We start from the raw sequence: 26082 nt of genomic DNA on the forward strand, positions 1-26082 counted from the left end.
GAAGAGTTCTTCTGGATCGGACAGGTCTGCGGACAAGATCTTGACCGCCGCTCCCGGCAGCACTGGACTGGAGGTCCGCCGCAGCCGGAGCCGCACGAAAGGCACCCCCATGCTGTTCCGCAGACGGCGGATCACCGCCCTGCTCACCGCGGTCCTGCTGCCGCAGGTCGTCCCGGTGGCGCCGGCCGTCGACCCGGCCGCCCACGTCAACCCGTTGATCGGCACCAAGGGCGGGGAGACCTGGCCCGGCGCGGACACCCCCTTCGGCATGCTCCAGTGGAGCCCGGAGAACACCAGGGGCAACCAGAACCGCACCGTCCGCCCCGGCGGTTACGGCTACGACCACACCAAGATCCGCGGCTTCAGCCTCACCCACCTGTCCGGAACGGGCTGCGCTGGCGCGTTCGGTGACATCCCGTTCCTGCCCCATCCCGTTCCTGCCCCATCCCGGTGAGGTCACCAGCTCCCCCACCGCCGACCTCACCGACTCCGTCCACGCCAGCACCTTCAGCCACGCCAACGAGATCGCGCAGCCGGGCTACTACTCGGTCGGCCTGGACTCCGGCGCCCGCGCGGAGCTGACGGCGACGACGCGCACCGGCTCCGGCCGCTTCACCTATCCCGCGGGCAAACCGGCCACGATGCTGTTCCGCACTTCCAGCTCGGAGGTCGGCTCCAGCGACGCCACGGTGCAGATCGACGCCGCGACGCGCACGGTCAGCGGCTCGGTCACGGGTGGCAACTTCTGCGGGTACATCAACGAAGTCGGCCGTCGCAGCTACTACACGCTGCACTTCACCGCCGAGTTCGACAAGCCTTTCACCAGCACCGGGACCTGGCAGGACGACAAGGTCAACCCCGGCTCCACCACCGCGCGCGGCGGCACCGGCTGGACCACCGGCTCCTTCCCGAACGCGGGCTGGCCCGTGCCGGGCAAGGGCTCCGGCGGCTACGTCACCTTCGACACCGGTGGTCAACCGGTCAACGTCCGCGTCGGTATCTCCTTCGTCAGCCCTGAAGGCGCACGTGCGAACCTCCGCGCCGAGAACCCGCCCGGCACCACGTTCGACCGAGTGCGCTCGAACGCGTACGAGGCGTGGAAGCGGCAGCTGTCCCGGGTCAAGGTGTCGGGAGGGACCCGCGACCAGCTCACCACGTTCTACACCGCGATCTACCACTCCCTGTTGCACCCCAACGTGTTCAACGACGTCGACGGGCGCTACGCCGGCATGGACCAGAAGGTGCACCGCATCGGCGGGCGGCAGCGGGCCCAGTACGGGAACTTCTCCGGCTGGGATGTCTACAGAGGACAGTTGCAGCTGGTGACCCTGCTCGAACCCGACGTGGGCTCGGACATCGCCCAGTCGCTGTACAACCAGGCTCGGCAGAACAACGGCATCTGGGACCGCTGGACCCACGGCGCGGGTGGCACCCACGTGATGACCGGCGATCCCGGTCCCGTGTCCGTGGCGAGCATCTATGCCTTCGGCGGCACCGAGTTCGACGCGCGCGGCGCGCTCAGGTCGATGACCACCTCGGCACGCACGGTCAAGCCCGAAGACCTCAGCCGCGACGGGTGGAACGTCATGGTGGTCGGCCAACGGCCTTCGCTGGACAAGTACCTCAGCCAGCACTACGTCCCCGCTGACGGCAACGCGTGGGGCGGCGCGGGCGAGACCTTGGAGGACGTCTCCGCCGACTTCGGCATCGCGCAGTTCGCGCGCAGGCTCGGCGACACCCGCTCGCACGACGAGTACCTGGCCCGATCGGGCTACTGGCGCAATGTCTTCAACCCCGCGACCGGACACATCCAGGACCGCATGTCCGACGGCACCTGGCGCGCCCCGTTCAACCCGGCGCGTGATGACGGCTTCGCCGAGGGCAGCAGCGTCCAGTACACCTGGATGGTCCCCTTCGACGTGCACGGGCTCGCCTCGGCGATGGGCGGTCCCGAGGCCACGATCGCCCGGCTGGACCGGTTCTTCCGCAAGCCGGACGGCTCGTGGGCGCTGACCAAGGCGGGCGGCCTGCACGCGGAGATGGACAACGAGCCCTCCGTCGGCGCCCCGTGGGTCTACAACTACGTCGGAGCGCCGGCCAAGGCGCAGCAGACCATCCGCCAGGTGCTGAACACGTTGTGGCGCAGCGCCCCGGACGGGATTCCCGGTCAGGACGACCTCGGCGCGATGTCCGCCTGGTACGCCTTCGCGGCGATGGGCCTGTACCCGCAGTACCCCGGCCGCGGCGAGCTGCTGGTCTCCGCCCCGTTGTTCCCCAGGATCACCATCGACCGCGGTCCGTCCGGGCGGATCACCATCAACGCGCCCGGGGCCGCCACCGACACCGCCTACGTCGGCGGGCTCCGGCTGAACGGGCGGCCGACCTCCGCGACCTGGCTCCCGGAGTCGTTCCTGTCCGGTGGGCGCCTGGACTTCACCCTGTCCACGCAGCCCTCCGACTGGGGTTGCGCGCCGCCGTCCTTCCCCGCACCGGTCACGCCGCCGGTCTTCACGCCGTCCGCGCGCTCGGTCCCGCCCACCCCGCTGTCCACCGCTTTCCCCTCGTAGAACACCTCCGCGCTCCCCCACCACCTCCTCGGATGATGATCTTGTCGGGGTGGTGGGGGAAGATGGCGGGGTGACCGCGTTGTGGGACTGGATCGACGCCTACCTGGAGCACATGCAGGCGCGCAAGCTCGCCGCGAACTCGCTGCGCGCCTACCGCAGAGACCTGGAATCGGTCGCCATCGACCTCGCCGTCGTCCTCGACCGGGAACCCGACGAGATCACCGTCGACGAGGTCACCACCGGGCCGCTGCGCTCGGCCTTCGCCCGCTTCGCCGGGCCGCGCTCGGCCGCGTCGGTGACCCGGGCGTGGTCGACCTGGAACGGGTTCTTCGGCTTCCTCGTCATCGAAGGCGCGGCCGTCGGCAACCCCATGCAGGTCGTGCCCAAACCCCGCACCCCCATGCGAGCGCCCAAACCGCTGCAGGGCGAGGACACCCCCGAACAGCTGCTCCGCCGCGTCGCCGAGGGCGCCCGCGCCGCCCGCAACCCCTGGCCGGAGCGCGACCTCGCCGTGCTCGCCACCCTGCTGTGCACCGGGGTCCGCTCGGCGGAGCTGCTCGGCCTCACCGTCGCCTCCCTCGTCGGCCGCCCCGGCGAACGCCGCATCCAGGTCAGCGGCAAGGGCGGCAACAGGCGCTCCGTCCCCATCGAGCGCCCGCTCGACGAGATCATCAACGCCTACCTGGACAGTCGCAGGCTGCGCTTCGGCCTGCGCGTCCCCGGCACCGCGCCGCTGTTCGTCGACCACCGCGACGAGCCGCTGCGCCGCGGCGGTCTGCAGTACCTCGTCCGGACCTCCCTGCGCGCCGCGGGCGTCGGCGACCGCGTCCAGCGCGGTGCGCTCGTGCACGCCTTCCGGCACACCTTCGCCACCCGCCTCGCCGAGGACGGCGCCTCCGTCATCGAGATCGCCAAGCTCCTCGGGCACGCCTCCATCACCGCGAGCCAGAACTACATCGACGCCACCGCCCGCGAACAGCGCATGGCCGCCGGGTCCAACCGCACCTACGCCGCCCTGGCCGAGGTCGCCGACTCCCCGTGAGTGGCCATCGGAACTGCCCGCGGAGTGGCCCTGGGACGATCCCGAGGGCGCGGCGCACGATCGGGGCGTGCTGATCCACCCGTGGGACGCCCCCACCGACGACGACCACTGGCGCGCCTGGCTGCGCGAGGACCACGACTTCGGCCAGCTCATCGCCCCCGGCCGAGACCGCGAGTTCCCCGTCGTCGTGCCGACCCACTTCGTGTACGAGGACGACCGGATCCTGCTGCACCTCGCCCGCCCCAACCCGATCTGGGCCGCGCTCGACGAGAACCCGCGCGCGATGCTGACCGTGATCGGCGACTACACCTACATCCGCTCGCATTGGAACGGCGACACCGAGACGGGCGTGCCCACGTCCTACTACGCCACGGTGCAGTTGGAGTGTTCTGCTCGGATCGTCGATTCACCTGAGGAGAAGGCTTCGCTGCTGAATCGGCAGTTGGACCATTTTGAGCCTGGGAGTGCTCGGTGTCCTGTTTCTGCTTCCGGGGGCGATGGGCGGTTGTTGCCGGGGATTCGGGGGCTGGTGTTGACCGTTACGTCCGTTCGGGCGAAGTTCAAGTTCGGCGGGAACAAGTCCGTGGAGCACCGTCGGCGGGTTGCCGCGGAGTTGGGGGTTCGGGGGGATGGGCTTGATGCCGCGGTTGTTCCTCATCTTCGCGCCGGCACCAGCGCGGGGTCGGCTTGACCTGGGGACACGGCATGAAACTCCAGTCCTCGCGATAAGCGTACGGCACGCGCACCCCGGCTAAAGCCGATCCTATTTCCAGTCGCGGCCCGCTCAGCGTTCCGGGTGCCTGCCACTTCCTCTTTCAGAGTCGTGATCGTCCACATTTCCCGGATGGAATGGAAGTATTTCCCCTGCTGATTTTCTCGACGCGGTCTAGGACGCCTGTCGAGCGCGACTACCAGTACATGCGTAGTGTTCTCAGCCAGGCCGTCCCTTCGACTGCACCAACACCACCGTGCGCAACCTCAGGCCGAAGTGCAGGCACCACAACCGGATGAAGCACGAATCCAACTGGACGTGCGAGAACTTCCCCGACGGACGGCACGTCTAGACCACACCGCGCGGAATGATCTACGAGACGGAACTCGAACCCATCGCCGAACGCGCCCCTTTCTGAAACCACGCGAACATCCGTGGACACTGGGAAGCATGAGCGTTCCGCCGCGAAGCGTCTATCGGCGCCCACCTGGCCCGGCGGTTGCCGTGTCGCCGATCGAAGGTGTTGCGATTCGACAGCTCGACGGACGTGACGACGGGGCGCTCGGGCGGCTCATGGAACGGGCGTACGCCGGGACGATCGATGAAGACCTCGGCGACAGCAGTGACGGCGCGGTGGAGATCGCCGGTTGGCGGGAGAGCGGCGCGGTCGGGACGGCGAGCTTCGTGGCCGTGAGCAATGGGCGGGTGCCGGTGGCTGCCTCGTTGGTGTCGGTGAGAGCGGGTGCTGAGCACTGGATCGCTTACGTCATCACAGATCCCGCGTGGAAGCGGCGTGGGCTCGGGAGAGCGGTGGTCACGGCCTCGCTCGGGGTGTTGGCGGACGTGGCGGTGTTCGCGGGGATCACGGACGGCAACGCGGCGTCGGAGCGGTTGTTCACGGGGCTCGGGTTCGTCCGGGTCGGACCGGCCTAGGGAAGCCGGTCGAGGCGGCCATGGGGAGCGGCGAGCCAGCGGACGACGGAATCGGGGTCGCCCTCGGCGAGCACGCGGGTGCGAAGGCGCTCGTGCACTCGGGCGCGCAGCTCGACGATCCCGGGGGCGACCGAACGCGGCAGCAGGGGGCCGCGGTAGCGGTCGAGGAGGCCGCCGATCGAACCGGACGGCAAATCCTGTTCCAGGTCAAGGAAATCCGCGCGTACGGGCCCGACGAGGCGGTACGGCTCGGATGCCAGGCGGTAGCCGAGGATTCTCCGCAGCCGGGTCATCTCGGCGCGCACCGTCACGGTCTTGCCCTGGGGGCCGTAGACCTCGCGGGCCAAGCCCTCCGCGCTCAGGCCGCCGGGCCACGCGCACAGGATCGCGAGCAACTCGCTGTGCCGCATCGTCAGCTCGTGTGCGACGCCGTCCACGCGGAGCCACGCGCGGTCGAGACCGAGGCCACCGAAGACCACGGCCGCATCGACCTCGACTTCTTGGGCCATAACGAAAAACGGGCCGTTGACGGCCAGCCGTTCGATCACCACGGAGCGGCCATCCGGCAGGACGGTGGTCCCCTCTTGCAACGGCAGGTACCACCGGTCGGGTAACCACCCCACGGGATCGGCGAAGACGACGCGGCCATCGGGTGCCACGACCGCGCTGTGGCTGCCGAGTCGGCTGGCCAGGCGGCTCACATAACGGCGCTGGAGCTCGGCGTGCTGGCGGTGGGCGTACTCCCGCAGCTGCAGCTCCGCCAGCCGCGCCGTCGAGATCACCAAAGACAGCGCCAGACCTTCAGCGCCGTCCAGCGGCTCGGTCGTCAGGTCGAGGGCGCCGAGCACCGCACCGGTGATCGGGTCCCGGATCGGAGCCGCGGAGCACGTGTACTTCGTCGCGGCGGAGAGGTAGTGCTCAGGACCGCGCACCTGGAACGGGCGCCCCAGGGCCAAGGTCGTGCCGACGCCGCTGGTGCCGGCGGCTTCCTCGCTCCACTGCCCGCCCGGCACCAGGTTCACCTGCTCAGCGCGCCGCACGGTCGAGCGATCACCGTTGACCCACAACAGGTGCCCGGCGGCATCGCTGAGGAACAAGATCCGGCCCGGACCGTCCAGCGACGTGCGCAGCGTCCGCTCCAAGGTCGGCCACACGCGGGCCAGCGGGTGTTCGCGCCGCCGCTCGAAAACGTCGTTCTCGGCCAGCGCGACCGGAGGCAGGTAACGATCGGGGCGCACGCCGCTGCTGCGCGACCGGTCCCACGACGCCCGTACGGCGGGGCGGACCCCGCGCGGCTCAACACCACTCAGCGCCTGGTCCCGTACTCGGGCCAGCCGCTTTCCCACAGCGTCCATGGTCGCCTCCATCGAGAACGTAGGGGCGCCGCGCACCCCGGTGCAACCCTCGTGCAACCCCGTTGCAACCCCTTCTCCCCTGATCAACACCGGGTCGATCATCGGCGCCGTCCGCGCTGAGAACGAAAGGGTTTCCGCCATGGCCTACCTCGAACTTCCCGACGGGGTTCCGCTCCACTACGAGGACACCGGCAGCGGGCCCGCGGTCGTCCTGCTCCACGGGTGGACCATGAACAGCACCTTCTGGCAGGCCAACACCGGCCCGCTGGCCCAGGACAACCGCGTGATCACCGTCGACTTCCGGGGCCACGGCAACTCCGGCAAGACCGAGCACGGCCACTCCCTGCACCAGTACGCCCAGGACGTCCGCGCGCTGATCGACCACCTGGACCTCGACGACGTCTGCCTGGTCGGCTGGTCCATGGGCACCGCGGTGATCCTGAGCTACGTCCGCGAGTACGGCACCGAGAAGCTGCGCTCGGTCTGCTTCGTCGACCAGTCCCCGCGCTTCCTCGACGCCGCCGAGTGGGACTTCCCGTTGATGGGCGGCTACTCCATCACCGACCTGGCCGTGTTCACCCAGAGCGTCCGGCACGCCCGCCCCTCGGTGATCAAGCAGTTCATCGCGGCCTGCTTCGCCCAGGAGCCCGACCAGGCCACGATCGACGCGATCTACGCCGAGACCACCAAGACCCACACCCGCAGCGCGCTGGACGTGTGGTTCGACATGGCCTACGCCGACCTGCGGGCCATGCTCTGCAAGGTCACCGTGCCCGCCCTGCTCGTCTACGGCGAGCAGAGCAAGGTCTTCCCCGGCGACCTCGCGGGATGGCTGGCCGGGGAGCTGCCCAACGCCGAGGTGGCGCGCTTCGCCGACAGCGGCCACGCGCCCTTCGCCGAGGAGCCCGAGCGGTTCAACACGGTGCTCGGCGACTTCCTGTCCTCCTGCTGAGACCAGAGGTCCCCGGGGGCGCGGTGATCGCCCGTCCCGCTGCCCCCGGGACCTCAGCCCATGCTCGACCCCGCAAGCGGGTCTTCGTCAGCCCATCGCCTTGGCCAGCAGCGCGAAGCTCCGGCGCTGGTCCTCGGCCGAGTGGATGATCGAGGTGATCATCGCTTCGTCCGCCCCCATCGAGGCGACCAGCACGCGCAGCCGCGCCGCGACCTCGTCCGGCTCCCCCACCAGGTAGGTCGACAGGAAGTGCTCGGCGACGGCCTCCTCGGCCGGCGTCCACGAGTGCTTCTCCACGTCCTCCGGCGACGGCAACCGCGTCGGCCGCCCGGAGCGCAGGCGCGCCGCCGACAGCCCCATCGGCCGCGACAACCGCTGCGCCTGCGCGGCCGTGTCCGCGGTGATCACGCCCACGGTCAGGATCGCGTAGGGCTGCGCCAGCTCGCGGCTGGGCCGGAAGGCTTCCCGGTAGTGCCGCAGCGCCGCCGCCGCGTTGTCCGGCGCGAAGTGGTAGGCGAAGGCGAAGGGCCTGCCCAGCCGGGCCGCGAGCGCCGCGCTGTACCCGCTCGACCCGAGCAGCCACACCGGCGGGCGGGTCGGATTGGTCGGCACCGCGCGCACCCCGGCGAACGGGTGCCCCTCGGGCAGCGCGCCGTCGAGGTATCCCTCCAGCTCGGCCAGCTGCTCGGTGAAGTCCTCCACCCCGTGCCCGGTGTGCCTGCGCACCGCCGCCGCCGTCTTCGGGTCGGTGCCGGGCGCGCGCCCGATGCCGAGGTCGACGCGCCCCGGGTGGAAGGCCTCCAGGAACGCGAACCGCTCCGCCACCACCAGCGGCGAGTGGTTCGGCAGCATCACCCCGCCCGAGCCGACGCGGATCGTGCTCGTCGCGTTGGCCACCTGGAGCGCCAGCAGGTCGGGCGCGGAGCTGGCGATGGTCGGCATGCTGTGGTGCTCAGCCGTCCAGAACCGTTGGTAGCCAAGGGATTCGACGTGCTGGGCGAGATCGACGCTGCGGCGCAGGGCCTCGGCGTCGGTCGAGCCCTCCGCGACCGTGGCGAGGTCGAGCACGGACAGCGGCGGGGAGGTGGAGTCGGCCATGCCCATGCCAACCCGGTAGCGACCCCGCGCATTCCTGGCCCTCGCGGACGAGTAGTTCCACTCATCACCGCCAGTGATCGTCACTGCCAGCATTCCCGCGGTACAGATCCTCCGAAGCTGGGTAGGGAAGTCGCGTGAAGCGTGAACCACACGTCCTGTTGGGCGTCGTCCTCCTCGCGGTCGCCGTGTCCGCGATCAACCCGCACTCCTGGGGCACGTGGGCCCTGGAGGTGCTCCCGATCGCGCTGGCCGGCGTTCCCCTGGTCGCGACGTACAAGCGGTTCCCGCTGACACCGCTGTCGTACCGGCTGATCGCGGTGCACGCGCTGATCCTCACCCTCGGCGCCCACTACACCTACGCCGAGGTGCCGCTGGGCTTCTGGATGGAGGACTGGTTCGGCTTCGAGCGCAACCACTACGACCGGATCGGCCACTTCGCGCAGGGCTTCGTGCCCGCGATCGTCGTCCGCGAGCTGCTGCTGCGCCGCACCCCGCTGGTCCCGGGCCGCTGGCTGATCACCCTGGTCACCTTCGTCTGCCTGGGCATCAGCGGCGGCTTCGAGGTGTTCGAGGGCTTCGTCGGCATGCTCGGCGGGGACAACGCGGCCGACTACCTCGGCACCCAGGGCGACCAGTGGGACACCCAGTGGGACATGACCATGGCCTTGCTCGGGGCGAGCGCCGCGCAGCTGTTGTTCTCCCGGGTGCACGACCGTCAGATCGAGCTGGTAGAGGTACGCCATGAAGGTGAACAGGGTGGTCGCTGACCTGCCGACCACGAGCATGGCCGCGGCCGTGAAGTTCTACACCAGTGTCGTCGGGATGCGTGTGGTGATGAACCACGGGTGGATCGTCACCCTCGCCGACCCGGAGCGGCCGGAGGTGCAGTTGAGCCTGATGACCCACGACGCGACGGCGCCGGTGGTGCCGGTGGCCTCGATCCAGGTGGAGGACGTCGACGCCAGCTACCAGGCCGCGCTGGACTCGGACGCGGAGATCATCTACGAGCTGACCGACGAGCCGTGGGGCGTGCGCCGGTTCTTCGTGGAGGACCCGGACGGCAACGTGGTCAACATCCTGTCCCACATCAGGTGAAGTTCGGGGAGGTGGGGTCGGCGAGGCCCACCTCACCTCCTTCGGCTCCCCGGCCGCGCGGTCGAGGTCGAATCCCTTGCGCAGCAAGGCTTTCCGCACTCGTTCGTTGGCCACACGCCCTCCCTCTGACGCCTCGGGACGCGCGCAACCCGGCAAGGACGTCCTGAGATGTCCCGCCTGCGGTGCGCGCGCCCCGGTTTTCCGCCGAAGGCCTCCCTGGGCCGTGGCGATGCGGTCACAGTCCGCCGAGCTCGACACCGACCACCGGCACGAGGCGCTGTACCGGGTCAGCCGCGTCCGGCAGAAGCCAGCCGACGTGGAGCGGCGTCTCCCCCGGCAAAGGAGCTGATCCACGCCTCGATCGCGGTCGCGGTGCCCTCGGCGTAGCGCTCCATCATGGAGAAGTGGTCGCCCTGCACGTCGATCACGTCGTGCGGGTGCTCCCACGCCGGACGCCAGTCCTCCCCCTGGTCCTGCGGGAGGCGCTGCCCCATCGGCTCGGTCGCCCGGACCAGCAGCGTGCGCGCCCGGATCGCCGACGGCTCCCACTGGCCGAACAGGGTGAGGTACCAGCCCATCGCGGTGAGCCGGGCTTCGTCCATGGTGACGAACACGCCTTCGCGCTGCGACATCGCGTCCATCAGCGGCAACCCGAAGTGCTTGAGCACGTTGCTCTGCGGCGTGTAGGTGTCCACGAGCACGACGCCGGCGACCTCCTCACCCGTGCTCTCCAGCTGCGCCGCCGCCGCGTGCGCGAACCAGCCACCCGCCGACGCGCCGAGCAGCACCACGGGTGCTCCGTCCGCATCCCGCCGCACGGCCTCTGCCTGCGCCTCGATCACGGCGGCCATGGTGCTCGGCACCCGTTCGCCGTTCTCGAAGCCCGGCAGTGCCAGAGCGCCCACGTCCCGGATGCCGCGGAAGTTCGTGGCGAACCGCGCGCACTGGTGGATTCCGGCCGTGGCGATGCAGGACGAGAAGCAGTAGAGCTTCGGCGCCCGCGGCCCCCGCGCGAGCAGCACCGGCATGGGCAGCTCGCCGAGGTCGGCCGCCCCGTCGAAGCGCGGCCGCAGTGCTCCCGTGGCACGGAGGAAGTCGAACGCCTCGGTGAACCGGCCCGCGCTCAGGCTCTGGTTGTACAGGGCTGTCACGGTGTTGCCCGCCTCGGCCGGGACGGCGGCCACCTCCGCCACCGGCGCCTTCGTGCCCAGCTCACCCAGCAGGTGCCGGGCCAGCCCGATGGGGTTCGCGTGGTCGAACACCAAGGTCGCGGGCAGCCTCAGCCCGGTCGCGGCGGCCAGCCGGTTGCGCAGTTCGACAGCGCTCAGCGAGTCGAACCCGGAGTCGACGAAGGAGTGCTCCGCGCTGACAGCGCTCGCGTGCCCGAGCACCGTGGCCACGTGTTCGCGGACCAGATCGGTCACGGTCGCCAGCTGCTGTTCTTCGCTCAACGAAGCCAACTTCTGCCGGAGATCGCCCGTGCCCGCGGTGCTCTTGGCCGCCGCACGCCGGACCGGCGCCTTCACCATGCTCCGCAGCAGCGCCGGTGCGGCGACGGCCTCGCGGAGCGCGGTCTTGTTGATCCGCATCGGGATGAGCAGCGCGTCGTCCATGCCGAGTGCGGCGTCGAACAGCTCCATCCCGTGCTCGAAGGTCAACGGCACGATCCCAGAGCGGGTCTCGTCGCTGACGTTGTCCCAGAGCCCCCACGCCAGAGACGTGGCCCGGTGCCCCTGCTCGCGCATCTGCTGGGCGAAGGCGTCGAGGAAGGTGTTCGCGGCGGAGTAGTTCCCTTGCCCGGCACCGCCGAGCACACCGGCGGCCGACGAGAACACCACGAACGCGGCGAGATCCAGGTCCTTGGTCAGCTCGTGCAGGTTGACCACCGCGTCGACCTTCGGCCGGAGCACCTTGTCCAGCTGATCCTCGGTCAGCGAACCGATAGTGCCGTCGTCGAGCACGCCTGCGGTGTGGATGATCGCGCGCAGCGGACGATCGCCCGGGATGCTCGCGATCACCTTGGCCAGCGCGTCGAAGTCCGCCGCGTCGCATGCCTGCACTGAAACGGATGCGCCCAGCTCTATTAATTCGTTCCGCAGCTCGCGGGCTCCGTCCGCGGCAAGGCCACGACGGCTGGTCAGGACGAGGTTCCGGACGCCGTGGTTGGCCACGAGGTGCCGCGCGAACGCACCGCCGAGCGAGCCCGTGCCGCCCGTCACCAGGACCGTGCCGCCCGCGGGCAGCGTTCCCGGCCGAAGTTCCTGCGCCGGGACGAGTTTCGGTGTGTGCGCGATTCCGCCCCGCACGACGATCTGGGGCTCCACTCCCCCAAGCACCGCGTGCAGCGCTGAGACATCGTCGACGTCGATCAGCCGCACGCGGTCCGGCTCCTCCGACTGCGCGGTGCGCACCAGGCCCCACACCGCGGACGCGGCCACGTCGGTGATCTCACTGCCCATGGCGCCTTTCGTCACGAACACCAGCCGCGCATCGCCGAAGCGCGTGTCAGCCAGCCACTTTTGCAGCAGCACCAGCACATGCCGCGTGACATCGCGCACGGAGCCGGGCCCCACAGGTGCGACCACCACCTCCGGCGCGTGCATGTCCACCAGGTCCACATAGGATTCGACGCGGACCCCGGCGTTGTGCAGCTCCTCGGTGATGTTCAGGGCGTCATCACCGACCACCGCGACACGCTGAGGCGCCTCCCCGCTGATCCGGGCAGCCTGCCAGTCCAGAGTGAACAGCGATTCGTGGCGCTTCACGGGCGCCTCGACACCGCGGGTTTGACGCAGCACCAGTGCTTCCACGTCTGCGACAGGGTTCCCGAGGCCGTCTGCGATTGTCAGCGCGACCGCGTCCGCTCCAGCGCTGGAAAGCCGAACGCGCAGCTCCTCCGCGCCGGATGCGTGCAGCGACACGCCAGTCCACGAGAACGGCAGCCAGCTGTGCTCACCGGGCTCCAACAGCGACGTGCTCAAGGCGATCGGGTGCAGCGCGGCGTCCAGCAGTGCCGGGTGCAGGCCGTAGGCAGCGGCATCAGCTCGTTGCCGAGGCGGCAAGGCGACCTCGGCGAACACCTGGTCACCGCCGGCCCAGGCGGCGCGCACTCCCCGGAAAGCCGGGCCGTACAGGAACCCGTTCCCGGCGAAGCGCTGGTAGAGCTGGTCGACCTCGATCTCCTCCGCACCGGCGGGCGGCCACACGGTCAGCTCGGCGCTGGACTCGGCCAGGTCGGCGGAGAGCATCCCGGTCGCGTGGCAGACGAACTCCTCGTCCTGCCGGGAGTAGATGTTCAGCTCGCGCGCCCCGGTGGCGTCAGCTGCACCGACGCTGATCCGCAGCTGCACTCCATCCTTTGTGGACAGTGTGAGCGGCGCCTGCAGGGTCAGGTCCTCGACCTTGGAGCAGCCGACCTCGTCACCGACGCGGATCGCCAGCTCCAGGAAGCCCGTTCCCGGGAAGAGAACCGCCTCCCCCAGGGCGTGGTCGGCGAGCCAGGGATGCGTCTTCGTGGACAGCAGGCCGGAGAACAGCACGCCCGCACCGTCCGGCAGCTCCATGATCGCCCCGAGCAGCGGGTGCTCGGCGCCGCGCAGACCCGCACCGGCGACGTCCCCGGCCGACTCGACCGCCTCCAGCCAGAACTTCTGCCGCTGGAAGGCGTAGGTGGGCAGGTCCACCGCGTGCGCGCCCTCGAAAACGCTCGCCCAGGACACCGGCACACCGTGCACGTGCGCCTCGGCCACCGAGCGCAGGACCTGGTCGAGCCCGCCCTCATCGCGCTTGAGGGAGCCGACGACGAACGCGTCGGTCCCGGCGGAGTCCGCAGTGGACTGAATCGCCATCGCCAGCACCGTGTGCGGGCTGACCTCGATGAACGTCCGGAGCCCCCGCTGCAACGCCGCGCGTGTCGCGGTCTCCATGAGCACGGTCTGCCGCATGTTGGCGAACCAGTACTCAGCGTTCAGCGTCGCGGTGTCGATCACGTCGCCGGTCACGGTGGAGATGAGCGGTGTCGAGGTGGACACCGGTCGCACCGGAGCCAGCTCCGCCAGCAACCGATCCCGCAGCGAGTCCATCTGGGCGGAGTGCCCCGCGCAGTCCGCGGCGACCTTCCGCGCTCGCACGCCCTGAGCCTCCGCAGCGGCCCGGACCTCCGCCAGCGCCGCCTCCTCACCGGAGACGATCACCGCGCGCGGGCCGTTCACCACCGCCACCGAGACCTTGCCCCCGTGCGGGGCGATCAGCTCCTCGGCCGCGGCGAGCGGCATCGCGAGCGACAGCATCCCGCCATGTCCCGACAGCGTCAGGAGCGCCTTGCTGCGCACCGCACAAACCCTTGCGGCATCGGAAAGGGAGAGCGCTCCGCAGACCACCGCGGCGGCGACCTCGCCCTGCGAGTGCCCGATCACCGCGGCCGGGCTGACGCCGAAGGAGCGCCACACCTCCGCCAGCGACACCATGACCGACCACAGCACCGGCTGGAGGACGTCGATCCGGTCGACCGGCGGAGCACCGGGTGCCCCGCGCATCACGTCGATCACCGAGAAGTCCACGAACTCCGCGAGCGCGGCGGCACACTCCGCCACCCGCCCGGCGAACACCGGCGAGCTGTCCAGCAGCTCCCCCGCCATCCCCGCCCACTGCGTGCCCTGCCCTGGGAAGACGAGCACCGGACGCCGCGCGTCACTGCGGACCTGTCCGGAGATCTCCAGTTCGCGCAGCCGGGCGGCGAGGTCTGCCCGGTCCCGGCCGACCGCCGCGGCCCGGTACTCGAACGCGGACCGGGTCGCATCCAGCGAATACGCGATGTCCACAAGGGACTCTTCGGAGCTCTCGACGAAGTCGGCGATCCGCTCCGCCTGCGCCCGCACCGCCTCCGGTGTCCGGCCGGACACCACCAGCGGCACGGCACCGTCGTGCTCCCGCCGCGCGACGGGCTCGACCTCGGGAGCCTCCTCAGCGTCTTGCGGGACACCCGCACCCGGTCGGCCCGTGCGTGCGGGAACGGCATCGCACACCGGGGCCTCCTCCAGGATCACGTGCGCGTTGGTGCCGGAGAAGCCGAACGAGGAGACCCCGGCACGACGCGGGTGACCGCCCCGATCCCACGCCCTCGCCTCGGACAGGACCGACACCTCGCCCGCGGTCCAGTCGACGTTGTCGGACGGCTTCTCGGCGTGCAGCGTCTTCGGCATCATCTTGTGCCGCAACGCCATCACCATCTTGATCACGCCACCGACCCCGGCGGCGGCCTGGGTGTGGCCGATGTTGGACTTCAGCGAGCCCAGGTACAGCGGCCGCCCGGCGCGCTCCCGGCCGTAGGTCGCCAGCAGCGCCTGGGCTTCGATCGGATCGCCCAGCGCGGTCCCGGTCCCGTGCCCCTCGACCACGTCGACCTCGGCCGCGGAGATCCCGGCGTCGGCGAGCGCGGCCTCGATGACCCGCCGCTGCGACGGCCCGTTCGGCGCGGTCAGCCCGCTGGAGGCACCGTCCTGGTTGAGCGCGGACCCCTTCACCACCGCCAGGACCGGATGCCCGTTGCGGCGCGCGTCGGAGAGCCGTTCGACGGCGATCATGCCGACGCCCTCGCCCCAGCCGGTGCCGTCCGCATCGTCGGAGTAGGCCTTGCAGCGGCCGTCCCGCGCCAGCCCCCGCTGGCGGGACAGGTCGACGAAGGCCACCGGTGTCGACATCACCATCGACCCGCCGACCAGGGCGAGGTCGCACTCGCCGTTGCGGATCGCCCGCACCGCCATGTGCAGCGCGACCAGCGACGACGAGCACGCGGTGTCCACGCTGACGGCGGGCCCCTCCAGGCCGAGCACGTAGGAGATCCGCCCGGAGGCGACGCTGCCCGAGCCGCCCGCGCCGAGCGAGCCCTCGAGGTCCTTCGCCGCCAGCCCCGGGCGCGCGGTGTAGTCCTGGTACATCACCCCCGCGTACACGCCGGTGCGGCTGCCCTTCAGCGTCGTCGGGTCGATGCCCGCGCGCTCCAGGGCCTCCCACGCGGTCTCCAGCAACAGTCGCTGCTGCGGGTCCATCGCGATCGCCTCACGCGGAGCGATGCCGAAGAACGCGGCGTCGAAGTCCTCGACCCCGGTCACGAAACCGCCCTCGCGGGCGTAGGTGGTGCCCGGGGTGTCCGGATCGGGGTCGTAGAGGGAGTCCAGGTCCCACCCGCGGTCGCCGGGGAACGCCCCGATCGCGTCCGTGCCGGAGGCGACCAGCTCCCACAGCTGCTCCGGCGTGCACACCCCACCGGGGTACCGGCAGGCCATGCCGACGATGGCCACCGGTTCCTCCAGCGCCCCCAGCCGCCTGCGGACCCGGTGCAGGTCCGCCGTCACCCGCTTCAGGTACTCCCTGAGCTTGTCCTCGTTGCTCATCCCTGCGCCGTCCCCTCATGAGAGCGGGTCACGGCGCTTGGCCGGCGCCGGACCACGTCCAGTTCTCTCACCAGCGCGAACCACAGGTGAACTTTTAACAATGCACCCGCATGGCAACGCTGGGAGCTGAACTAAACCCCGCTCGGGGCAGCTAGGGGGAACCCCTACCGCCCCCTACATGTCGCCGGGCAGACTGCGGAGGTGGCCAACCGCGAGATCACGATCACCGGCGACCGCGTGCTGCGACCGGCCGGGTGGTGGACCCCGGCGGTGCACGCGCTGCTGGAGTACCTGCACTCCGTCGGCTTCGACCGGGTGCCGCGACCGCTCGGCGTCGAGAACGGGCGCGAGGTGCTCTCGATGCTGCCCGGGCACTCCGGACGCGATGCCTGGCCCAACGTCGCGTCGGAACAGGGGCTCCGGGCATACGCCGGATTCCTGCGCGAGTACCACGAGGCCGTCCGCGGCTTCGTCGCCCCACCGGATGCGGAATGGGCGCTGCACACCGGGAGCGCCGGACCGGGTGAGCTGATCTGCCACGGCGACTTCGGACCGTGGAACCTCGTGTGGGACGGCCTCACGCCGGTCGGTGTGATCGACTTCGACCTGGCCGCTCCGGCCGACCCGCTCTACGACATCGCCTACGCGGTCGAGTACAGCGCGCCGTTCCGCAGTGACGAGCAGGTGCTGCGGTGGCAGGCGTTCACCGAGCCGCCGGACCGGCGGCGGCGCATCGGGATCTTCGCCGAGGCCTACGGTCTGACGAGCACGGAAGGCTTGGTGGACCGGGTGATCGAGCGTCAGGCCCTCGCCGCGGGCCACGTCGTCGCGCTGGCCGACCGCGGGCTGGAGCGGCAACGGAGCTGGGTCGCAGGCGGGGTGCTCGACGAGCTGGAGGAGCGGGTGCGCTGGTCGCGGGAGAACCGCCGCCTCTTCGGGCAGGCGTGAGAATCTTCTTGCCTCGCAACGAGGAGCCGTGCCAGGCTGGCCGCGTGATCTGATGACGCGACCAGCCCGGCGAGCCCGCTCAGTCGGTCAGTTCGGCCAGCAGCGAGGCGCGCTGCCGTTCCCCGAGCCCGCCAACACGGCGGTTCTCCGGGATACCCGCGGCTTCCAGAGCCCGCGCGGCGCGGACGGCACCGATTCCCGGCAACGCCTTGACCAGCGCCAGCACCTTGGTCTTGCGCACGACGTCGTCGGAGTCCGCCTTGTCGAGCACCTGGCGCAGCGTCAGCGAACCCTCCTTGAGCTCCTTGGTGAGGGCGCTGCGCGCCGCTCGGGCCTGCTGCGCCTTGGCCAGGGCCTGGGCCTGCTGCTCGGGGGTCATCGTGGGGAGAGGCACTGCTGACGTCCTTCCTGCCAGGAAACCCGCGCCCGCCGGGCGCAGATGACGGCAGCATCATCACCGCGACCGGCCGCACCAGCACTCCGGAATGCCCGGAAACGGGCGTCCTGTCACCTAAACGCGTGCACTTCGGCGTGGCACGCTCGACCGAACTCGAGGAATACCGTGCGAAAACTGACCTACTTCATCGCGACCACGCTCGACGGCTTCATCAGCGGCCCGGACCACGAGTTCGACTTCTTCCCGATGGAGGGGGATCACATCAGGGCCGTCTGCGAGGAGTACCCGGAAGGCGTGCCGACGCACGTCCGCCCGATGCTGGGCATGGCGCAGGACACGCCGAACCGTCGTTTCGACACCGTCCTCATGGGACGCGGCACCTACGATCCGGGGCTGCCGCACGGGATCACCAGCCCGTACTCGCACCTGCGCCAGATCGTGTTCTCCACCGGCCTCGACCCGGTGCCGGGCGTCGAGATCGTCTCCGGTGACCCGGTGGCCAAGGTCCGTGCCCTCAAGGCGGAGCAGGGCCTCGGCATCTGGTTGTGCGGCGGCGGGAACCTCGCCGGGCAGCTGCGGGACGAGATCGACGAGCTGGTGCTGAAGGTGAACCCCGTGGTGTGCGGCTCCGGCACGCCGCTGTTCTCCAGCGAGTTCCGCCCGGAGTCCTTTGTGCTCCAAGGCGTTCGCCAGTTCGACACCGGCGTCGTCTGGCTCAGCTACACCCGCTAGCGGCCCGAGCTGATCTGGAGGGTGATCGTGGTTCCCGGGGCGGCCGTCTCGCGGTGGCTCTGGCCGATCACGGTCCCTTTCGGTTTCGGGCTCGACTTCGAGGTCGTCTTGACCGTGAAGCCCGCCTTCTCCAGCTTCGCGCGGGCCTCACGGCTGGTCAGGCCGATCACGCCGGGCACCTTCTGCTCGTCGTCCTGCCCGCCGTCGTCCACCGCGGGCAGATCCGACCGGGGCAGCGCGGTCATGATCCCGGGCCGCTCCCCCACCCCGTTCATCGCCTGGAACCAGGTGCGCGCGGGCTGCTTGCCGCCGTAGATGTACGTTCCGCTGCTGCACGGCTTCGGCGGGGCGTCACCGCCCGGATCGCACAGCGTGCTCGGCGTCGGCGAGTCGTCGAAGGTGAACACCGCGCCGGCCAGTTCGGCGGTGTAGCCGAGGAACCCAGCCGACTTGTGCTCCTGCGTGGTCCCGGTCTTGCCCGCCATCGGCCGGTCCCAGCCGTAGGTCTTCGCGGCGGTCACCGCCGTGCCGCTGGTCGTGTCCTTGCTCATCCCGACGGTCATCGCCTTGGCCACCCCCGGTTCGACGACCTGCGCACAGGGCTCCTCGCGCAACGGCAGCGTCCGCCCTGCGCGGTCCACGACCGCCTCCACCGGGCTCGGCGGGCACCACGTGCCCTCGCTGGCGAGGGTCGCGCCGACGTTGGCCAGCTCCATTGTGGACGTCGGGGTCGGGCCGAGGGTGAACGAGCCGAAGTTGTGGTCGGAGAAGAACTTGCCGATCGTGCGCTTCTTGGCGTCCTCGCTCGCGGTCGTCGTCGCCAACGACCGCAGTCCGAGCCGGACGGCCATGTCCACCGCGGCCGAGACCCCGGTTTCCTCCAGCAGCTTCACGAAGGCGGTGTTCGGCGACACTGCCAACGCGTCCTGGAGGGTCAGCTTGTCCGGGTAGTCGCTGCCGGTGTTGTTCTGCACGCAGTACTTCCGCAGTCCCGCGCGCCCCATCGGGCAGCTCGCGCCGCCTCCGAGGAACTTCTCCGACACGTAGGACTGCGGCACGTCGATGACGTCGTCGATGCTCTTGCCCTTCTCCAGGGCAGCGGCCGCGGTGAAGATCTTGTAGATCGACCCCGCACCCAGGTTCTGCAACGCGTAGGGCAGGCCGAGCGTGGTCTCGTCCTTGGACTTGTCCAACCCGTAGGTGCGGTTCGCGGTGAGCGCGACGACGCGGTGCTTGTCCTTGCCGGGTTTGATGATCGCCATCGCGTTGGCCACCTGGTCGGTGTCCGGCGGGACGTGCGCGTCGACCGCCTCCTTCGCCTTCGCGAGGGCGTCGAGGTCGAGTGTGGTCTTGATCGTGTACCCGCCGCGGCGCAGCGCGGCCAGGTCCACGCCCGCCCCGCTCAGGTACTTCAGCACGTAGTCGCAGAAGTACCCGGCCGCGCCGATCCCGACGCACCCGTTGGGCGGCCTCGACATCTCCGGCGCCAGCCCCAGCGGCTTGCGCTTCTCCACCTCCGCGACGTCGGGGGCGATCCGCTTCTGCGCGGCCATCTCGTCGATGACGACGTTGCGCCGGGCGAGCGCGCGTTCGGGGAAGCGGTAGGGGTTGAGGCCGCTCGGTTCGTTGACGATCCCGGCGAGCAACGCGGCCTGCGCCACGGTCATCCGCTCCTGCGGCACGTCGAAGTAGGTCTGCGCGGCGGCCGCGATCCCGTAGGAGTTCTGTCCGAAGGGGACGGTGTTGAGGTAGCGCGCCAGGATCTCGTCCTTGCTCAGCACCTGCTCCACGTGGACCGCCGTGCGCAGCTCGCGGATCTTGCGCGCGGTGGACTGCTCCAGCGCCTTCTCCCGGTCCTGTTTGGACGTGGCGGCGACGTGGACCAGGTAGTTCTTGACGTACTGCTGGGTGAGCGTCGAGCCGCCCTGCGAGATCCGCCCCTCCGCCTCGTTCGCGATCAGCGCGCGGGCGATCGCCATCAGGTCCACGCCGTTGTGCTCGTAGAAGCGGTGGTCCTCGACCGCAACGATGGCCGACTTCATCGCGGGCGAGATCTGGTCGGCGGGCACCAGCACGCGGTACTGGTCGTAGAGGCGCGCGAACGGTTTGCCCGCGACGTCCACCATCGTGCTGATCAGGGGCGGGTCCTTGTCGATCAGCTCGGCGGCGGTGGCGGTGACGGTGTCGCCGGTCTTGTTGGACAGCAAACCCAGCGCCCCGATCGGTGGGAACAGCACCCCGGCGAGCAGCAGCCCGCCCACCGTGCACAGGGCGGCAAGGCGCACGAGCAGCCGTTGCCTGCTCGACACCGGGCGCGCCGCGCTGTCGTCGAAGATCCTGGTGATGTCCAGCTCTTCCGGTTCCCCGAGAGAATGCCTGCCCATGGCTGCCGCCTATGCCGAGACCGTCATGAACACCGGCGCCCACCCGCAGTCGGTGTAGCGGGGCGCGCCGGCCACCTCACCAAGGCATTTCCCGGAATCGGCGATCCGCAACCGGAATGTCGAGGTCTTCGCCGGTTCGAGCGCGAACACCGCGGCCCTGTCGCATCCGACGAACAGCACGTCCTCGCCGAACGCGCCGATGCACGTGTCCTCTGTGGACAGTCGGATGGCGAAGCGCTCGACGCCGACGCTGGACGCCACGATCCGCACGGCGTCGGCACAGGCCGTGTAGTGGGGCGACCCGTCCAGCCTGCCGAGGCAGCGGCCGTCGTCGGGCCGCTTCAGCAGTGACTCGCCCTGTGCGAACAACGGCACGATCGCCAGCAACGCGCCGATCAGGCTCGGGACTCCCATGCTCGGGGAATAGCCCCGGCAGCAGGGAAAACTCCCGAGTCACCTGTTCGGATGTCAGCGCACGCCTGGGGGCGGCGGCGCCGGGACCGGCTGCGGCGGCACCAGCTCCTCGACGACCGACGTGGGCTCCGACGTCCGCGCCGGGGTGACCTGGCCGGGGCCTCGGTGCCCCGGCAGCGCCAGGAAGACCCCGGCGAGCACCACCGCGACCACCAGACCGGTACCCGCCGCGGCCAGAGTTCGCTTGCGGCGCCTGCGAACCTGGTCACCGCACTCGATCAGGTCCTCCGCCGTCACGGCCAGCGGAGGCGCCCCGTACGCGTTGAGCGCCGCGAAGGTCGCCCGCACGTCCTGTTCACGCACCACGTCACACCTCCAGCCGCAGATCGGCGAAATCGGCTCCCAGGATCTGCCGCAGCGCGGCCAGCCCGCGGCTGGCCTGGCTCTTGACGTTCCCGGTCGAGCACTTCAGCGCCGCGGCGGTCTCCTCGACGCTCAGATCGTTCCAGTACCGCAGCACCAGCACCGCCCGCTGCCGCGGCGGGACCGTGCCGAGCGCCTGCCACAGCACGAGCTTGTCCTCGCTGATCACCGCGTCCTGCGGTAGTTCCGGTGGTGCGTCGGTCACCCGTTCCCTGCGCCAGCGGACCCGCCGCCGTTCGGCCAGGAAGGTCCGGACCACGATCCGGCGCAGGTAGGGTTCCAGGCCCTCCCGCCGGGCCAGTCGCGGCCCGGCGAGGTAGAGCTTGAGGAACGCCGCCTGCATCAGGTCCTCGGCCTCGTGCCAGTCGCCGCACAGCAGGTAGGCGGTGAAGCGCATGCCCCGGGCGCACCCGTCGAAACAGGCGCTGAACTCGGCGTTCCAGATGGGGTCGGTCACGCGTGGTGGTCTCCCGCGTCGCAGGTCACTTGGGCGGCGCGGGCGCCGGGCACAGGATCGGAGCCGGAGCGGGCGCGATCACGGCCCCCGGGCCGGGCACCGGCGCGACCCTGGGGTGTTCCGGCACGGGCGGCACGGGCGCGGCGCTGGGGTGCTCAGGGGCGGGAAGGACCTGGGCGGGCGGGACGGGTGCCACCGACTCCGCCGGTGCCTGCCGGACGGGCGCGGGCTGTCCTGGGGCCGGAAGGACCAGCGCGGGCGGGACCGGCGCGGGCATGCCGGGACCGGGCGGCGGCGGGACGGGCACGGACGAAGCAGGCGCCGGCGCGGGCGGGGCGACACCGGGCACGGGCGGGACGAACGAGCTGGGCGCGAGCGGGTGCGCGCACTCGCCGGACCCCGGCACCGGAGCGGGAGCCGACGAGGGCTGGGCCAGCGCCGGAGCGGCGAGGCCGACGCCGCCCAGCACGAGCGCCCCGGCGGCGACGATCATTCTTTTGCGCATGCGGAACTCCTCCGATCGGGGAGGCCGGTGGCCCCTCTGCCCTCTACATGTCGCGAAGGCCCCGGGAGGTTGCATGCGCGGGACTTGACCTCAACATTGGTTGAGTTCTTAGCGTGATCACGTGACCGACCGACCAGAGCGCCGGGGAGCGCTCCTCCGCCTGCTCCGCGCCCATCTCCGCCCGTACCTGGGCTCCATCGCGATCGTGGTGCTGCTGCAGCTCGCGCAGACCTCCGCCTCGCTCCTGCTGCCCGCGCTGAACGCCGACACCATCAACAACGGTGTGCTCAAGGGCGACACCGGCCACATCCTCGGCAGTGGCGCGGTCATGCTCGCGGTCACCCTCGTCCAGGTCGTGGGCGCGGCGGCCGCGATCTACTTCGCCGCGCGCACGGCGATGGCGATCGGCCGCGACATCCGGGCCTCGGTGTTCGCCAAGGTGCAGACCTTCTCCGTGCGCGAGCTCGGCGAGTTCGGGGCGCCCTCGCTGATCACCCGGACCACCAACGACGTCCAGCAGGTCCAGATGGTGACCATGCTCGCGCTCGCCTCCATGGTGACCGCGCCGATCATGGGTGTCGGCGGAGTGATCATGGCTCTGGGACAGGACGTCCCGCTGTCGGCGCTGCTGCTCGTGGTGGTCCCCGCGCTCGCGGTCGCGATGCGGTTGATCCTGCGCGGCATGGGCCCGCTCGCGAGCTTCGTGCAGCAGCGCATCGACCGGGTGAACCGCCTGTTGCGCGAGCAGATCACCGGCATCCGCGTGGTGCGGGCCTTCGTCCGCGAGGACCACGAGCGCGAGCGCTTCGCCGACGCCAACGGCGAACTGATGGGCGTGGCGCTCGGGGTCGGCAAGCTGATGGCGCTGATGCTGCCCGCGATCATGCTGGTGATGGAGCTGTCCAACGCGGCCGTGATGTGGTTCGGCGGGCAGCGGGTGGACGCGGGGGCGATGCCGATCGGCTCCCTGTTCGCGTTCCTGCACTACCTGATGCAGATCCTGATGTCGACGCTGATGGCGACGTTCATGATCCTCCAGCTGCCCCGCGCGCGGGTGTCGGCTGGCCGCATCGACGAGGTGCTCAGCACCACCACGAGCGTCACCGTCGCGGAGAACGCGGTCACCGAACTCCCCCGGCCGGGCCACGTCGACGTCCGCGGTGCCGGTTTCCGCTACCCCGGGGCGGAGCGGCCGGTGCTGCACGACGTGGACCTGATCGCCCGCCCCGGGCAGACCACCGCCGTGGTCGGCTCCACCGGCAGCGGCAAGACCACCCTGCTCAACCTGCTCCCCCGGCTCTTCGACACCACCGAGGGCGAGGTGCGGATCGGCGGGGTCGACGTCCGCGAACTCGCTCCGGAGACGCTGTCCGGGTCGATCGGGTTCATCCCCCAGAAGCCTTACCTGTTCTCCGGGACGATCGCGTCCAACCTGCGCTACGGCAACCCGGACGCCACCGACGCGGACCTGTGGCACGCCTTGGAGATCGCCCAGGCGAGGGACTTCGTCGAGGCGCTTCCGGACAAGCTCGACGCGCCCATCGGGCAAGGCGGCACCAACGTCTCCGGCGGGCAGCGGCAACGGCTCGCGATCGCGCGGGCGCTCGTGGCGAAGCCGGACATCTACCTCTTCGACGACTCGTTCTCCGCGTTGGACAACAGCACCGACGCCGCGCTGCGGGCCGCGCTGGCACGCGAACTCGGTGACGCGACCGTGGTGATCGTCGCGCAGCGGATCTCCACCATCCGCGAGGCGGACCGGATCGTCGTGCTCGACGGCGGGCGCGTCGTCGGCACCGGCACGCACGCCGAACTGATGGACACCAACGACACCTACCGGGAGATCGTGCTCTCCCAGGACGACACTGTGGGGGCGAAGTGAGCACTGACGAACCTACCGAGAAGCCCAGCGACTTCGGCGGTTCGCTGTCCCGGTTGCTGCGGATGATGCGGCCGGAGCGCGCGCTGCTGTCCGGGGTGTTCGCCGCCGGTTCGGGCTACGTCGTCCTGTGGGTGACCGTGCCGCTGATCTTCGGGCACGTCACCGACCTGATCTTCATCGGCGCCCGCGGGCCGGGTATCGACTTCACGGCGGTCGGCACGGCGCTGGCGTGGGCGCTCGCCGCCATCGCGGGCTCGTCGGGTTTCGCGTGGGCACAGGGCAGGCTGACCGCGGTCGTGGCGCAGCGACTGGCTTTCCGGCTGCGCGAGCGGTCGGCGGACAAGCTGAACCGACTGCCGTTGGAGTACTTCGACCGCAGGCCCCGGGGCGAGGTGCTGTCCAGGGTCACCAACGACATCGACAACCTTTCCGAGTCCCTGCAACAGGTTCTGAGCCGCGTCGCCATCTCGCTGCTGACCCTGCTCGGCGTGGTGGTGATGATGTTCTGGCTGTCCCCGCTGATGGCGCTGCTCGCACTGCTCACCATCCCGATCGCGATCGTGATCACCAGGGCGATCGCCCGGCGGGCCCAGCCGCACTTCAGCGCCCAGTGGGCGAGCACCGGCAAGCTCAACGGCCACATCGAGGAGATGTACACCGGGCACGCTCTGGTCAAGCTCTTCGGCAGGCAGCGCGAAGCGGTCGCGACCTTCGCCGAGCACAACGAGAACCTGTACTCGGCGGCCTTCCGCGCGCAGTTCGTCTCCGGCACCACCCAGCCCGCCATGTCCTTCGTCGGCAACCTGACCTACGTCATGGTGGCCGTGCTCGGCGGGCTCCGCGTGGCCAGCGGGACGATGTCGCTCGGTGATGTGCAGGCGTTCATCCAGTACGTGCACGAGTTCAACCACCCGATCACCCAGCTCGCGGCGATGGCCAACATCGTCCAGTCGGGTCTCGCGTCCGCCGAGCGCGTGTTCGGCCTGCTCGACGCCGAGGAACAGCGCCCCGAACCGCTGCGGCCCGTCCCCCTCGGCACGGTGCGCGGGCGGGTGGCCTTCGAGAACGTGTCCTTCCGCTACTCCCCCGACAAGCCGCTGATCGAGAACCTGTCGCTGACCGTGGAGCCGGGGCAGACCGTCGCGATCGTCGGCCCCACCGGCGCGGGCAAGTCCACGCTGGTCAACCTGCTCATGCGCTTCTACGAGGTCTCCGAGGGCCGCATCACCCTCGACGGCGTCGACATCGCCGAAGCGCACCGGTCCCAGGTCCGCGGCAACATCGGGATGGTCCTGCAGGACACGTGGCTCTTCGGCGGGACGATCGCCGAGAACATCGCCTACGGGGTCGGCGACGTCCCCCGGGAGCGGATCATCGAGGCCGCGCGGGCCACGCACGTCGACCGCTTCGTCCGCACGCTGCCCGACGGCTACGAGACGGTGATCGACGAGGAGGGCTCCAACGTCAGCGCGGGCGAGAAGCAGCTGATCACCATCGCGCGGGCGTTCCTGGCCGACCCCGCCATGCTCGTCCTCGACGAGGCGACCAGCTCGGTGGACACGCGCACCGAAGTGCTGCTCCAGCAGGCCATGTCCTCGCTGCGCAAGGGCCGCACCAGCTTCGTCATCGCGCACCGGCTGTCCACGATCCGCGACGCGGACGTGATCCTCGTGATGGACTCCGGCCGGATCGTGGAGCAGGGTGACCACCGCTCGCTGCTGGCTGCGGGCGGGCACTACGCGCGCCTGTACGCGGCCCAGTTCGCCCAGCCGGTCGCGGCATGAGCGAGAATCT

Annotated in this window: 21 protein-coding genes; 12 read left to right on the forward strand and 9 right to left on the reverse strand. The window is 70.5% G+C overall.

Features of this window, described 5'->3' with window-relative positions:
* Positions 1-109 precede the first annotated feature (109 nt).
* The 5 genes from BLT28_RS42475 to BLT28_RS09405 all read left to right on the forward strand — a co-directional run bounded on the left by BLT28_RS42475 (position 110) and on the right by BLT28_RS09405 (position 5254).
* Entirely contained in the window at positions 110-454 is a 345-nt protein-coding gene (locus BLT28_RS42475) for a hypothetical protein (protein WP_052407745.1), read from the forward strand.
* The gene (locus tag BLT28_RS09390; protein ID WP_052407744.1) at positions 408-2567 is read left to right on the forward strand and encodes a GH92 family glycosyl hydrolase; all 2160 of its coding nucleotides are present in this window, start codon (positions 408-410) and stop codon (positions 2565-2567) included. Before BLT28_RS42475 ends, BLT28_RS09390 begins: the two co-directional genes overlap by 47 nt.
* Before the next feature lie 70 nt (positions 2568-2637).
* Positions 2638-3609, forward strand: a complete 972-nt coding sequence (locus BLT28_RS09395; RefSeq protein WP_030431615.1) for a tyrosine-type recombinase/integrase — start codon at positions 2638-2640, stop codon at positions 3607-3609.
* Between the two features lie 67 nt (positions 3610-3676).
* Positions 3677-4300: an FMN-binding negative transcriptional regulator gene (locus tag BLT28_RS09400; RefSeq protein ID WP_030431614.1), complete on the forward strand. Its 624-nt coding sequence runs from the start codon at positions 3677-3679 to the stop codon at positions 4298-4300.
* A 525-nt stretch (positions 4301-4825) separates the two neighbouring features.
* Positions 4826-5254 (forward strand): GNAT family N-acetyltransferase, encoded by a 429-nt coding sequence (locus BLT28_RS09405; RefSeq protein WP_030431613.1) that lies wholly within the window; start codon positions 4826-4828, stop codon positions 5252-5254.
* Here BLT28_RS09405 and BLT28_RS09410 read toward each other — a convergent pair.
* A complete protein-coding gene (locus BLT28_RS09410; RefSeq protein WP_083383699.1) occupies positions 5251-6609 on the reverse strand; it encodes a sigma-54-dependent transcriptional regulator family protein in 1359 nt (452 codons plus the stop codon). The genes BLT28_RS09405 and BLT28_RS09410 overlap by 4 nt on opposite strands.
* Positions 6610-6748: 139 nt before the next feature.
* Here BLT28_RS09410 and BLT28_RS09415 point away from each other — a divergent pair, with 139 nt between their 5' ends.
* The gene (locus BLT28_RS09415; RefSeq protein WP_030431611.1) at positions 6749-7561 is read left to right on the forward strand and encodes an alpha/beta fold hydrolase; all 813 of its coding nucleotides are present in this window, start codon (positions 6749-6751) and stop codon (positions 7559-7561) included.
* Between the two features lie 87 nt (positions 7562-7648).
* Here BLT28_RS09415 and BLT28_RS09420 read toward each other — a convergent pair whose 3' ends face one another.
* Entirely contained in the window at positions 7649-8665 is a 1017-nt protein-coding gene (locus BLT28_RS09420) for an LLM class flavin-dependent oxidoreductase (protein WP_197684005.1), read from the reverse strand.
* 128 nt (positions 8666-8793) lie between these two features.
* Here BLT28_RS09420 and BLT28_RS09425 point away from each other — a divergent pair, with 128 nt between their 5' ends.
* Both BLT28_RS09425 and BLT28_RS09430 read left to right on the forward strand, forming a co-directional pair.
* Positions 8794-9426 carry a DUF2238 domain-containing protein gene (locus BLT28_RS09425; protein WP_043812980.1) on the forward strand — a complete coding sequence of 211 codons (633 nt, stop codon included), beginning with the start codon at positions 8794-8796 and terminating at the stop codon, positions 9424-9426.
* The gene (locus BLT28_RS09430) at positions 9416-9754 is read left to right on the forward strand and encodes a VOC family protein (RefSeq protein ID WP_231950702.1); all 339 of its coding nucleotides are present in this window, start codon (positions 9416-9418) and stop codon (positions 9752-9754) included. The genes BLT28_RS09425 and BLT28_RS09430 overlap by 11 nt, the downstream gene beginning before the upstream one ends.
* Before the next feature lie 287 nt (positions 9755-10041).
* Here BLT28_RS09430 and BLT28_RS09435 read toward each other — a convergent pair whose 3' ends face one another.
* The gene (locus BLT28_RS09435) at positions 10042-16146 is read right to left on the reverse strand and encodes a type I polyketide synthase (RefSeq protein WP_052407743.1); all 6105 of its coding nucleotides are present in this window, start codon (positions 16144-16146) and stop codon (positions 10042-10044) included.
* A gap of 201 nt (positions 16147-16347) precedes the next feature.
* Here BLT28_RS09435 and BLT28_RS09440 point away from each other — a divergent pair, with 201 nt between their 5' ends.
* Positions 16348-17094 (forward strand): aminoglycoside phosphotransferase family protein, encoded by a 747-nt coding sequence (locus BLT28_RS09440; protein WP_043812978.1) that lies wholly within the window; start codon positions 16348-16350, stop codon positions 17092-17094.
* 79 nt (positions 17095-17173) lie between these two features.
* Here BLT28_RS09440 and mihF read toward each other — a convergent pair whose 3' ends face one another.
* Positions 17174-17488, reverse strand: a complete 315-nt coding sequence (gene mihF, locus BLT28_RS09445; RefSeq protein ID WP_030431605.1) for an integration host factor, actinobacterial type — start codon at positions 17486-17488, stop codon at positions 17174-17176.
* A 168-nt stretch (positions 17489-17656) separates the two neighbouring features.
* On the opposite strand from mihF, the gene BLT28_RS09450 reads away from it, so the two are divergent.
* On the forward strand, positions 17657-18223 hold the full coding sequence (locus BLT28_RS09450; RefSeq protein ID WP_030431604.1) for a dihydrofolate reductase family protein: 567 nt from the start codon (positions 17657-17659) through the stop codon (positions 18221-18223).
* On the opposite strand, the gene BLT28_RS09455 is transcribed toward BLT28_RS09450, so the two are convergent.
* Genes BLT28_RS09455 through BLT28_RS09475 form a run of 5 tightly spaced genes read right to left on the reverse strand, consistent with a single transcriptional unit; the run spans position 18220 to position 22406 of the window.
* Positions 18220-20607: a penicillin-binding protein gene (locus BLT28_RS09455; RefSeq protein WP_052407742.1), complete on the reverse strand. Its 2388-nt coding sequence runs from the start codon at positions 20605-20607 to the stop codon at positions 18220-18222. The genes BLT28_RS09450 and BLT28_RS09455 overlap by 4 nt on opposite strands.
* Positions 20608-20616: 9 nt before the next feature.
* Positions 20617-21021, reverse strand: a complete 405-nt coding sequence (locus tag BLT28_RS09460; RefSeq protein ID WP_030431602.1) for an RICIN domain-containing protein — start codon at positions 21019-21021, stop codon at positions 20617-20619.
* Positions 21022-21075: 54 nt separating this feature from the next.
* The gene (locus tag BLT28_RS09465) at positions 21076-21384 is read right to left on the reverse strand and encodes a hypothetical protein (protein ID WP_156051306.1); all 309 of its coding nucleotides are present in this window, start codon (positions 21382-21384) and stop codon (positions 21076-21078) included.
* A 4-nt stretch (positions 21385-21388) separates the two neighbouring features.
* A complete protein-coding gene (locus tag BLT28_RS09470; protein ID WP_030431600.1) occupies positions 21389-21901 on the reverse strand; it encodes a SigE family RNA polymerase sigma factor in 513 nt (170 codons plus the stop codon).
* Between the two features lie 25 nt (positions 21902-21926).
* Entirely contained in the window at positions 21927-22406 is a 480-nt protein-coding gene (locus BLT28_RS09475) for a hypothetical protein (RefSeq protein WP_030431599.1), read from the reverse strand.
* 121 nt (positions 22407-22527) lie between these two features.
* Here BLT28_RS09475 and BLT28_RS09480 point away from each other — a divergent pair, with 121 nt between their 5' ends.
* Together BLT28_RS09480 and BLT28_RS09485 are read left to right on the forward strand one after the other, a co-directional pair.
* Positions 22528-24288, forward strand: a complete 1761-nt coding sequence (locus BLT28_RS09480; protein WP_043812970.1) for an ABC transporter ATP-binding protein — start codon at positions 22528-22530, stop codon at positions 24286-24288.
* Entirely contained in the window at positions 24285-26072 is a 1788-nt protein-coding gene (locus BLT28_RS09485) for an ABC transporter ATP-binding protein (protein WP_030431597.1), read from the forward strand. The genes BLT28_RS09480 and BLT28_RS09485 overlap by 4 nt, the downstream gene beginning before the upstream one ends.
* Positions 26073-26082 lie beyond the last annotated feature (10 nt).

The organism is Allokutzneria albata, assembly GCF_900103775.1.
GTDB lineage: Bacteria > Actinomycetota > Actinomycetes > Mycobacteriales > Pseudonocardiaceae > Allokutzneria > Allokutzneria albata.

Coding starts and splice junctions, on each gene's coding strand:
- BLT28_RS42475 (WP_052407745.1), top strand. CDS start 110: ATGCTGTTCCGCAGACGGCGGATCACCGCCCTGCTCACCGCGGTCCTG.
- BLT28_RS09460 (WP_030431602.1), bottom strand. CDS start 21,021: ATGGGAGTCCCGAGCCTGATCGGCGCGTTGCTGGCGATCGTGCCGTTG.
- BLT28_RS09455 (WP_052407742.1), bottom strand. CDS start 20,607: ATGGGCAGGCATTCTCTCGGGGAACCGGAAGAGCTGGACATCACCAGG.
- BLT28_RS09475 (WP_030431599.1), bottom strand. CDS start 22,406: ATGCGCAAAAGAATGATCGTCGCCGCCGGGGCGCTCGTGCTGGGCGGC.
- BLT28_RS09410 (WP_083383699.1), bottom strand. CDS start 6,609: ATGGACGCTGTGGGAAAGCGGCTGGCCCGAGTACGGGACCAGGCGCTG.
- BLT28_RS09435 (WP_052407743.1), bottom strand. CDS start 16,146: ATGAGCAACGAGGACAAGCTCAGGGAGTACCTGAAGCGGGTGACGGCG.
- BLT28_RS09415 (WP_030431611.1), top strand. CDS start 6,749: ATGGCCTACCTCGAACTTCCCGACGGGGTTCCGCTCCACTACGAGGAC.
- BLT28_RS09420 (WP_197684005.1), bottom strand. CDS start 8,665: ATGGGCATGGCCGACTCCACCTCCCCGCCGCTGTCCGTGCTCGACCTC.